We start from the raw sequence: 9561 nt of genomic DNA, 5'->3' as shown, positions 1-9561 counted from the left end.
CTTGCGTTCCTGAAGGGTTTGAAGCAGGTCGACGGCTGGCAGGACATGCCGCTGACCGAGGCCGCGCAGACCGTGCAGGTCTCGGCCTACCCGGATGCCTACGCGCAGTGGGAGCGGCAGGCCGCCGACATCGTCGCCCACAACTGGAACAGCTGATACAAGGACCGCTGGCCGGCACCCCGACACGGGGTGCCGGCCAGCGGCGTCTCAGGACCAGGTCGCGCCAGCAGCGAACGGAAGCTCCGCGGGCCACCAGCGCACCACGACCGGTCAATCGAGGTCGGCGACCAGTTCGACCTCGTACCCCTGCATGTCGGAGAGGTAGGCGGCGTAGGTCTGCGGGCCGCCGGCGTGCGGGTGGCGGTCCGGGAAGAGCAGTTCCCAGCCGTGCCCGGGCGCGGCGGCGACCAGCCGGTCCACGGCGGCCGGCGGGCCGGCGTGGAAGGCCAGGTGGTTGAGGCCGGGCGCGCACCGGTCGTGGGTGCCGCCGGTGAGCGCCGGGGACTCCTCCAGGACGAGGTACGTCGACCCGAGCCGCCAGGATCGGCCGGCGGGCCAGCCCTGGAAAGGCGTCCAGCCCAGCTCGCCGAGGAGCCAGCCCCAGCTACGCCTGGCAGCGGCCAGATCGGGTACCCAGACCTCCACGTGGTGCAGCGCGCCCACGGTCAGCGCTTGCCGCCCGGCACCCATAGCACATCCCCGTCCGGGTTTGCCGTTCTTGACAGGATAAAGAGCAGATCGGAGAGCCGGTTGAGATACTTTGCCGGGAGGGTGCTGGTTCGGTCCGGGTCGTGCGCTACCAGCGCCCACGCCGCACGCTCGGCGCGCCGGGCGGTCGTCCGCGCCACGTGCAGCAGTGCCGCGCCAGCGGTGCCGCCGGGGAGGATGAAGGAGTCGAGCTTGCTCAGGCGTGCGTTGTACTCGTCGCACCAGCCCTCGAGGCGCTCCACGTACTCCTCGGTGACCCGCAGTGGCGGGTACTTCGGATCCGGCTCCACCGGGGTCGCCAGGTCCGCGCCGACGTCGAACATGTCGTTCTGGATCGACCCCAGCACCGCCCGCAGCTCGTCCGGGAGCTGCCCCAGGGCGAGCGCGACGCCGATCGCGGCGTTGCACTCGTCCACGTCCGCGTACGCGGCGATCCGCGGATCGGTCTTCGGCACCTGCTCGTTGTTGCTCAGCCTGGTCATGCCGGCGTCGCCGGCCTTGGTGTAGATGCGCGTGAGGTGGACGGCCATGACGCACAGCCTACGGATACCGGACCTGACCATCCCGGCGCGGCCGGCCCGCACTGCCTGGCCGGCCGGGGTGGGGCCGGGTGATGCCGGCGGACCGGGGGCCAACGACGTCGACGTCATCCGGGTGCTCGGTGAGTCCCGGCTGGCCGGCACCGTGCACGTGGTCGGGGCGAAGAACTCCGCGTTGAAGCTGATGGCGGCGGCGCTGCTCGCCCCGGGGCGCAGCGTGATCACCAACGTTCCGCGGATCACCGACATCGCCATCATGGGGGAGGTGCTGCGGCGGCTCGGCTGCGTCGTACGCTTCGCCGCCGACGACCCGGTCGACCCGATGGTGACCCGCGGCGGGGTGGAGCGATCCCGGTCGGTGGTGATCGACGTGCCGGAACAGCCGGGCGCGGAGGCTGACTACGACCTGGTCCGCCGGCTGCGGGCGTCGATCTGCGTGCTCGGCCCGCTGCTGGCGCGCCGGGGGTACGTGCGGGTGGCCCACCCCGGCGGGGACGCCATCGGCTCGCGCGGGCTGGACATGCACATCGCCGGGCTGGCCCGGATGGGCGCGGAGATCTCCGGGGAGCACGGTTTCGTCATCGCCGAGGCACCGGACGGGCTGCACGGCGCGGACATCACGCTGGACTTCCCGAGTGTCGGCGCCACCGAGAACCTGGTGATGGCGGCGGTGCTGGCTCGGGGCACCACGACGATCGACAACGCGGCCCGGGAGCCGGAGATCGTCGACATCTGCACCATGCTGAACCGGATGGGCGCCCGGATCGAGGGGGCCGGCACGTCGACGCTGCACGTCGTCGGGGTGCCCGAGCTGCGTCCAGTCCGGCATGCCACGGTGGGGGACCGGATCGTCGCCGGCACCTGGGCGTTCGCCGCCGCGATGACCCGTGGCGACGTGACCGTGACCGGCATCGACCCGGCCTACCTGGAGGTCGCGCTGGACAAGCTGGTCTCGGCCGGCGGCCTGGTGGAAACCAGGGGCGGCGCCTTCCGGGTACGCATGGACGACCGGCCGAAGGCCGTCGACGTGGTCACCCTGCCCTTTCCGGGCTTCGCCACCGACCTGCTGCCGATGGCGATCGGGCTGGCCGCGGTCAGCGACGGGGCCTCGCTGATCACGGAGAACATCTTCGACGGCCGGTTCATGTTCGCCAACGAGATGATGCGGCTCGGCGCGGACATCAAGACCGACGGCCACCACGCCCTGGTCTGCGGCCACGAGCGCCTCTCCGGCGCCCCGGTACGCGCCACCGACATCCGGGCCGGCGCCGGCCTGATCATCGCCGGGCTCTGCGCCGACGGCGTCACCGAGGTTACCCACGTGCACCACGTCGACCGCGGCTACCCGGACTTCGTGGCCGACCTGCGGGCGCTCGGCGTCGAGGTGGAACGCGGCACCGCCCCCGAGGAACCGGACCTCGCCATCTGAGGAACAGCCTTAGCAATCGTTCAGCCTCGCCGACAGTGCTGTCTTGTCCTGCCCTCACGGCCCTCGCTGCGCTCGGTGCGTTCGGTCATGACTAGGGTGCTGGCAGACACTCAATAAGGCGAGGGAGAAGCAGATGGCGGGTCGACTCGCGGTCGTCGGTGCCGGGCTGATGGGTTCGGGCATCGCCCAGGTGGCGGCGCAGGCGGGCTGGCAGGTGACGCTGCGGGACCTGGACGACGCGGCCACCAAGCGGGGCGTCGACGGCATCCGTAAGTCGCTGGAGAAGTTCGCCGAGAAGGGGAAGATCGAGGCGTCCGAGGTCGACGCGACCCTGGCCCGGATCACCCCGACCACCGAGCTGGAGGCGGCGGCCGACGCGGACATCGTGGTCGAGGCGGTCTTCGAGAAGATCGAGATCAAGCACGAGGTGTTCCGCGCGCTGGACAAGATCTGCAAGTCCGACGCGGTGCTGGCCACCAACACCTCGGCCATCCCCGTCACCCAGATCGCCACCGCCACCGAGCGCCCGGAGTCGGTCGTGGGCACCCACTTCTTCTCGCCGGTGCCCATGATGAAGCTCTGCGAGCTGGTCCGCGGCTACAAGACCAGCGACGCGGCCCTGGCCACTGCCAAGGCGTTCGCCGAAGAGATCGGCAAGACCGTCGTGGTGGTCAACCGGGACATCGCCGGCTTCGTCACCACCCGGCTGATCTGCGCCCTGGCCATGGAGGCGGTCAAGCTGGTCGAGTCCGGCGTGATCTCCGCCGAGGACCTGGACACCGCCTGCAAGCTGGGCTTCGGTCACGCCATGGGCCCGCTGGCCACGGTCGACCTGACCGGCGTGGACGTGCTGCTCAACGCCGCGAAGAACATCTACACCGACACCGCCGACGAGAAGTTCTTCCCGCCGGAGCTGCTCCAGCGCATGGCCACGGCCGGCGACCTGGGCCGCAAGACCGGCCAGGGCTTCTACGCGTACTGAGTCGTGCGTTGCGCGCCCCCGGCCTTCGTGGCTGGGGGCGTCACGCTTTCCGAGACGGGGTGAGGGCCGTGCCGAGCAGGGCGAACGCGTCCGGGATGACGGTGCCCCAGTAGGCGAAGTTGTGCCGGCCGTCGGCCCAGGCGGCGCGTACCGGGGGCTCCGGCAGCGCCCGCGCCAGCGCGCGGACGTCCTTGAGGAAGTTGTCCTGCCGGCCGCACCAGAGGCCCACCGGAGTGCCGCGTAGCCGCTCCACGCCGGTGAAGACCGCGTCGCCCGGGCGGACCGCGGGGGAGAAGGCGGCCACCGCGCGCAGCCAGTCCGGGTACGCCTCGGCGAGCAGCAGCGCCCCGAAACCGCCCATCGACCAGCCCCAGACGGCGAGCCGGCTGCTGTCGAAGCCGCGCCGGGCGCACCAGGTGGGCAGTTCCTCGCGGACCATCCGCTGCGGGTCGTCGTCGCCGGAGCGGCGCCAGGAGAGCCGGCCGCCGGTGGCCCCGGCCAGCGCGAAGGGCGGAGCGCCGCGGCGTACCGCGTCGGTGAGGAAGCGGGCCAGCCCGAGCCGGCCGTAGTCCCGGGGCGTGGCCGAGGCGCCGTGCAGCACCAGGCAGACGGGGAGGCCGCGGCCGTCGCCGTACCCCTCGGGCACGGCCGTCCAGAAGTCCACCTCGCGACCGCGGGCCTCGGAGGCGATCCGGATCAGCCGCTCGTCGCCGGCCGGCACGTCGGGCACGGCGGGCCCGGGCCCGGGCCCGGGCTCGGCGAGTTGCCGGGCGGCGAGCCCGCCGACCACCGCGGCGCCGGCCACGCCGGCACCCGCCGTCAGGAGCCGGCGCCGGGTGAGGGTGCGAGCCATGCCGCACAGTGTTCCACCTGCGGCGGCCGCTCGACCCCGCGCGTCAGCCGTCGCGCTTGGTGGTCCAGCGGAACGTGGTCAGGCAGAGCACCAGGCCGATCACGCACCAGAGCCCGAGGACCAGGGCGACCCGGCCCAGCTCGAACGAGCCGCCCGGTTCCTGCGCCCCGAAGCTGTCCGGCAGGAAGACCGAGCGCAGCCCCTGGCACATCCACTTGAGCGGGAACAGCGCGGCGACCTGTTGCATCCAGCTCGGCAGGCTGGTGAAGACGAAGAACACCCCGGAGATGAACTGAAGGACCAGGGCGACCGGGGTGACCACGGCCGAGCCGCTGCGGGCGGTGCGCGCCAACGAGGAGATGGCGATGCCGCACAGGGTGCAGGCGGTGACGCCGAGGACGGCGACCCAGCCGAAGGTGGCCCACTTGGCGGCGGTCCCCGGCAGCTTCAGGTCGAACAGCGCCACCGACACGGCGAGCAGCAGCGCGGTCTCCGCGACGCCGATGGCCACCACCATGAGCACCTTGCCGGCGAACCAGACCCACTTCGGCATCGGCGTGCCCCGGTAGCGCTTCAGCACGCCCCGGTCCCGCTCGATGGGGATCCAGATGCCGAGGTTCTGAAAGCTCACCGTCATCAGGCCGGTCGCGATCATGCCGGTGATGAAGTACTGCGTGTAGCTGACGCCCGGCGCGATCTCGTCCTTGAAGATCGCCGCGAAGATCAGGATCATGATGATCGGGAAGCCCATCGTGAAGACGACGGACTCCCGGGAGCGCAGGAACTGGGTGATCTCCAGCCGCCCCTGCCGCAGGGCGAGCGCGGCCCCGCCCGGCCGGCGGCCTCCGGCGGCGGCGACCGGGGCGGCCGGCTTCGTCGTGGTCGTCATCAGTGTCCGATCATCCGCAGGTAGACGTCTTCCAGGGTCGGCCGGGTCACGGTGAGGCCCGGGACCTCGCCGCCGAAGCGCGCGGCCAGCTCCGCCACCAGCGCCGTCGGCGTCGCGGTCTCCGCCGTCTCGGGCGTCCCGTCCGGGGTACGCCAGGAGACCCTCGCCAGCGCCTCCTGCCGATTGCCCAGCCGGTTCGGCGGGGCCACCTCGACCACCCGGCCGGCGGCGATCACGCCGACCCGGTCCGCCAGCGCCTCGGCCTCGTCCAGGTAGTGCGTGGTGAGCACGATGGTGGTGCCGGCGGCGGAGAGGTCCCGGATCAGCTCCCAGAACTCGCGCCGGGCCTCCGGGTCGAAGCCGGTGGTGGGCTCGTCGAGGAAGAGCAGCTCGGGGCGGCCGACGATGCCGAGCGCCACGTCGAGCCGGCGCTTCTGCCCGCCGGAGAGGGTGTGCGTGCGGGCCCGGGCCTTGGCCCCCAGCCCGACCCGCTCGACCACCTTGTCCGGGTCGTCGGCGTCGGGATAGAAGCCGGCGAAGTGCCGGACCACCTCGGCGACGGTCAGCTCGTCGAACTCGCCGGTGCCCTGGAGCACGATGCCCACCCGGGAGCGCCAGGTCGGGTCCGGGTGGGCCGGGTCGGCGCCGAGCACGCGTACCTCGCCCGCGTCGCGCCGCCGGTAGCCCTCCAGGATCTCCACCGTGGTGGTTTTGCCCGCGCCGTTCGGGCCGAGCAGGGCGAACACCTCACCGCGGTGGACGTCGAGGTCCACCCCCGCCACCGCGAGGTTGTCGCCGTACGCCTTGCGCAGCCCCCGTACGGAGATCGCGAGCTCGTCATCCATGACGTCCAGTGTGCGACTCCGGCGGGCCGGCCGGTGGCCCGGGGTGTGGTGGTGTCGGACATGTCGCGCCGCTCGTGCCCGTCGGTCCGCTCCATGGACCTGTGTGGTTTTCCACAACCCGTTTTACTGAACGGTAACTTAGACTCCCGCCATGGACGAGAAGGCTCCTTCGGGGCGGCTGCCGGAGCGCGACCGGCCCTGGGTGATGCGCACCTACGCCGGGCACTCCTCCGCCGCGGCCACCAACGCGCTCTTCCGCCGCAACCTGGCGAAGGGGCAGACCGGGCTCTCGGTCGCCTTCGACCTGCCCACTCAGACCGGCTACGACCCGGACCACGAGCTGGCCGCCGGCGAGGTGGGCCGGGTGGGCGTGCCGGTGGCCCACCTCGGCGACATGCGGGCCCTCTTCGACGGCATCCCGCTCGCCGAGATGAACACCTCGATGACCATCAACGCCCCGGCCATGTGGCTGCTCGGCCTCTACGGCACGGTCGCCGCCGAGCAGGGCGCCGAGCTGGCCCGCTGCGCCGGCACCACCCAGAACGACATCATCAAGGAGTACCTGTCCCGGGGAACCCACATCTTCCCGCCGGCCGCGTCGCTGCGGCTGACCGCCGACGTCATCGCGTACACGTTGCGCGAGATGCCGAAGTGGAACCCGGTGAACATCTGCTCGTACCACCTCCAGGAGGCCGGCGCGACGCCGGTGCAGGAGGTCGGCTTCGCCCTGGCGACCGCGGTCGCGGTGCTCGACGCGGTACGCGACTCCGGCCAGGTGCCCGCCGAGCGGATGGGCGACGTGGTCCAGCGGATCTCGTTCTTCGTCAACGCCGGGGTGCGCTTCATCGAGGAGATCGCCAAGATGCGCGCGTTCGGCGCGCTCTGGGACGAGATCACCCGCGACCGGTACGGCGTCGAGAACCCCAAGCAGCGCCGCTTCCGGTACGGCGTCCAGGTCAACTCGCTGGGCCTGACCGAGGCGCAGCCGGAGAACAACATCCAGCGCATCGTGCTAGAGATGCTCGGCGTCACCCTGTCCCGGGACGCCCGGGCCCGGGCCGTGCAACTGCCCGCCTGGAACGAGGCGCTCGGGCTGCCCCGCCCCTGGGACCAGCAGTGGTCGCTGCGCATGCAGCAGGTGCTGGCCTACGAGTCGGACCTGCTGGAATACCCGGACCTGTTCGACGGCTCGCACGTGATGACCGCGCTGGTCGACGACATCGTCACCGGGGCCCGGGTCGAGCTGGAGAAGGTGCTGGAGATGGGCGGCGTGGTGGCCGCCGTGGAGACCGGCTACCTGAAGAGCGCTCTGGTCGCCTCGCTGGCCGACCGGCGCCGGCGGATGGAGGCCGGCACCGACGTGGTGGTCGGCGTCAACCGGTTCACCGAGACCGAGCCGTCGCCGCTGACCGCGGCCGGCGCCGAGGCGATCGAGCAGGTCGACCCCGCCGTCGAGGCGGCCGCCACCACCGCCGTACGCGAATGGCGGGCCGGCCGGGACGCGGCGGCCGTGGACGCGGCCCTCGCCCGGCTGCGCGCGGACGCCGCGACCACGACGAACCTGATGGCGGCGACGCTGGAGTGCGTGCGGGCCGGGGTGACCACCGGCGAGTGGGCCGGCGCGCTGCGCCGGGTCTTCGGCGAGTACCGGGCGCCCACCGGCCTGTCCGGCGCGGCCGGCGTCGGCGGCGACGCGGGTCTGGCCGCGGTCCGCGAGCGGGTCGCCGCCACCGCCCGCGAGCTGGGCAGCGGCCGGCTACGGCTGCTCGTCGGCAAGCCCGGCCTGGACGGGCACTCCAACGGCGCCGAGCAGATCGCGGTACGCGCCCGCGACGCCGGCTTCGAGGTGGTCTACCAGGGCATCCGGCTGACTGCCGGGGAGATCGTGGCGGCCGCCGTGGAGGAGGACGTCGACCTGGTCGGCCTCTCGGTGCTCTCCGGCTCGCACCTGGCCGCCGTGCCGGCCGTGCTGGACGGGCTGCGCGCCGCCGGGCGCGCCGACCTGCCGGTGGTGGTCGGCGGCATCATTCCCGCGGTCGACGCCGAGGCGCTGCGCGCCGCCGGCGTGGCCCGGGTCTTCACCCCGAAGGACTTCGCGCTGACCGGCATCATCGACGACCTGGTCACCGTCATCCGCGAGACCAACGGCCTGTCCTGAGACCGGACGGCCCGCCGTTGCCGAGGGCGGTCGGGTGTGGTTCGCGGTACGGGCCTCGTCCGAGGCCTGGTCGGGCACTGCGTCCAGGGCCGGTCGAGGTCCGTGGGCTCACCGGGTTGCGTTCGCGGAACGGTTTCACCGGGCACCTCCGGTGGCGCGGCTGCTTGCCTCCGACGGCCCAGCCGGGTCAGCGGCTCGCGTAGGTCTGGCAGTCCGCCAGGTCCGCGTCGGGGCCGACGGTGATCGCCGGGGCGTGACACTCCAGGTCGGAGTTGTGCCGGCAGTCCGCGCGCTGGCAGGCGCCGACCTGGGCGATCATCTGCTCGACGCCGCCGCGCACCGGCAGCTCGACGAACGTGTGGCAGTGCGCGTGATCGGGGCTGCCGATCGTGATGGCGAAGGCGTGGCAGTCGTTGGTGTGGTTGTAGGCGCAGGATCTGACTGCGCACTCCTGGACCCGGGGCATCTCCAATGACGCGGTCATCACTCCGGCCCTCCTCTGGACGTCTGCCCCGAATGTAGGCTTTCGTCCCTCCCGCCCGATGGACGATCGTGCGCCGGTCACGCGGTCGAGTGCCCTGTCCACTCATGATCCACTCCAGCTCGCCGAGGTGGCGGTATCCCCCAGTGCCGGACACCGCCACCTTGCCGATCTGGAGTCGATCACCCCCGCAACCGGCCCGGCCACCTAGAAGTGTGGGGTGAATGTCCGGTTCCGGGCTCGCCCTCAGGCGTGGGTGGAACGCCATATGTGTCTCCGGCGCCGGGATACCTCCATGGCGTTCCACTCACCGGTGCCTTGGGGGGTGGGTGTCCGGTTGCGGGGTGGCGGGCAGCACTCTGGCGGCGGAATGGCGGGCGGGTGCGGGTCGTTGTATACGGGTGAACGACCGAGGAGGACGCCCCGGCCGCGCGGGTCGGGCGGCTCCAGGCAACTGCCGCCGGCGTAGGTGACCGAGTCGCACTCCGGGACCGCCGCCGATCGAGGTGGGTGTGCCAGGCCCGGAATGATGGTGGGCCGGCGGTCGTTGTACATGGTCCCGGCGCGACGAAGAGGCCCCCCGGCCCCGCGCGCTGGATGATCCCCCAAGACTTTTGCTCGACCCCCTCAAAGACTTTGTTGAGCGCCTGACGGTGCTTGCGCACACCGGATTGCCG

At 72.2% G+C, this 9561-nt stretch carries 9 protein-coding genes; 3 read left to right on the top strand and 6 right to left on the bottom strand.

Going from position 1 to position 9561, the window contains the following annotated elements; translation table 11 throughout:
• Positions 1–270: 270 nt before the first annotated feature.
• Together AB0F68_RS34780 and AB0F68_RS34775 are read right to left on the bottom strand one after the other, a co-directional pair.
• A complete protein-coding gene (locus tag AB0F68_RS34780) occupies positions 271–690 on the bottom strand; it encodes a VOC family protein (RefSeq protein ID WP_357346072.1) in 420 nt (139 codons plus the stop codon).
• Positions 666–1238 carry a cob(I)yrinic acid a,c-diamide adenosyltransferase gene (locus AB0F68_RS34775; protein ID WP_091318767.1) on the bottom strand — a complete coding sequence of 191 codons (573 nt, stop codon included), beginning with the start codon at positions 1236–1238 and terminating at the stop codon, positions 666–668. The genes AB0F68_RS34780 and AB0F68_RS34775 overlap by 25 nt, the downstream gene beginning before the upstream one ends.
• Here AB0F68_RS34775 and murA point away from each other — a divergent pair.
• Both murA and AB0F68_RS34765 read left to right on the top strand, forming a co-directional pair.
• Positions 1237–2676: a UDP-N-acetylglucosamine 1-carboxyvinyltransferase gene (murA, locus tag AB0F68_RS34770; protein WP_357346070.1), complete on the top strand. Its 1440-nt coding sequence runs from the start codon at positions 1237–1239 to the stop codon at positions 2674–2676. The two genes, AB0F68_RS34775 and murA, sit on opposite strands and share 2 nt — an antisense overlap.
• A 133-nt stretch (positions 2677–2809) precedes the next feature.
• Positions 2810–3658: a 3-hydroxyacyl-CoA dehydrogenase family protein gene (locus tag AB0F68_RS34765; RefSeq protein WP_357346067.1), complete on the top strand. Its 849-nt coding sequence runs from the start codon at positions 2810–2812 to the stop codon at positions 3656–3658.
• 40 nt (positions 3659–3698) lie between these two features.
• On the opposite strand, the gene AB0F68_RS34760 is transcribed toward AB0F68_RS34765, so the two are convergent.
• From AB0F68_RS34760 to AB0F68_RS34750, 3 genes are read right to left on the bottom strand one after another with little or no spacing between them, the layout of a single operon-like run.
• Positions 3699–4511, bottom strand: a complete 813-nt coding sequence (locus AB0F68_RS34760; RefSeq protein WP_357346065.1) for an alpha/beta hydrolase-fold protein — start codon at positions 4509–4511, stop codon at positions 3699–3701.
• A gap of 43 nt (positions 4512–4554) precedes the next feature.
• Positions 4555–5400 carry an ABC transporter permease gene (locus AB0F68_RS34755; protein ID WP_357346063.1) on the bottom strand — a complete coding sequence of 282 codons (846 nt, stop codon included), beginning with the start codon at positions 5398–5400 and terminating at the stop codon, positions 4555–4557.
• Positions 5400–6245 carry an ABC transporter ATP-binding protein gene (locus tag AB0F68_RS34750; protein ID WP_357346061.1) on the bottom strand — a complete coding sequence of 282 codons (846 nt, stop codon included), beginning with the start codon at positions 6243–6245 and terminating at the stop codon, positions 5400–5402. The genes AB0F68_RS34755 and AB0F68_RS34750 overlap by 1 nt, the downstream gene beginning before the upstream one ends.
• 151 nt (positions 6246–6396) lie before the next feature.
• Between AB0F68_RS34750 and AB0F68_RS34745 the strand changes: the two genes are divergently transcribed.
• Positions 6397–8403: a protein meaA gene (locus AB0F68_RS34745; protein ID WP_357346059.1), complete on the top strand. Its 2007-nt coding sequence runs from the start codon at positions 6397–6399 to the stop codon at positions 8401–8403.
• A 187-nt stretch (positions 8404–8590) separates the two neighbouring features.
• Here AB0F68_RS34745 and AB0F68_RS34740 read toward each other — a convergent pair whose 3' ends face one another.
• Positions 8591–8887: a DUF1540 domain-containing protein gene (locus AB0F68_RS34740; protein WP_357346057.1), complete on the bottom strand. Its 297-nt coding sequence runs from the start codon at positions 8885–8887 to the stop codon at positions 8591–8593.
• Positions 8888–9561 lie beyond the last annotated feature (674 nt).

The organism is Micromonospora sp. NPDC023966 (assembly GCF_040639095.1).
Taxonomy (GTDB): domain Bacteria; phylum Actinomycetota; class Actinomycetes; order Mycobacteriales; family Micromonosporaceae; genus Micromonospora.
The sequence above is the reverse complement of the archived record's forward strand: the minus strand, read 5'-3'. Positions and strand labels throughout refer to the sequence as shown.

What these genes read in the sequence shown, in the direction of transcription:
- AB0F68_RS34780 (WP_357346072.1), bottom strand. Translation starts at nt 690, where the DNA reads ATGGGTGCCGGGCGGCAAGCGCTGACCGTGGGCGCGCTGCACCACGTG.
- murA (WP_357346070.1), top strand. Translation starts at nt 1,237, where the DNA reads ATGACGCACAGCCTACGGATACCGGACCTGACCATCCCGGCGCGGCCG.
- AB0F68_RS34775 (WP_091318767.1), bottom strand. Translation starts at nt 1,238, where the DNA reads ATGGCCGTCCACCTCACGCGCATCTACACCAAGGCCGGCGACGCCGGC.
- AB0F68_RS34765 (WP_357346067.1), top strand. Translation starts at nt 2,810, where the DNA reads ATGGCGGGTCGACTCGCGGTCGTCGGTGCCGGGCTGATGGGTTCGGGC.
- AB0F68_RS34760 (WP_357346065.1), bottom strand. Translation starts at nt 4,511, where the DNA reads ATGGCTCGCACCCTCACCCGGCGCCGGCTCCTGACGGCGGGTGCCGGC.
- AB0F68_RS34755 (WP_357346063.1), bottom strand. Translation starts at nt 5,400, where the DNA reads ATGACGACCACGACGAAGCCGGCCGCCCCGGTCGCCGCCGCCGGAGGC.
- AB0F68_RS34750 (WP_357346061.1), bottom strand. Translation starts at nt 6,245, where the DNA reads ATGGATGACGAGCTCGCGATCTCCGTACGGGGGCTGCGCAAGGCGTAC.
- AB0F68_RS34745 (WP_357346059.1), top strand. Translation starts at nt 6,397, where the DNA reads ATGGACGAGAAGGCTCCTTCGGGGCGGCTGCCGGAGCGCGACCGGCCC.
- AB0F68_RS34740 (WP_357346057.1), bottom strand. Translation starts at nt 8,887, where the DNA reads ATGACCGCGTCATTGGAGATGCCCCGGGTCCAGGAGTGCGCAGTCAGA.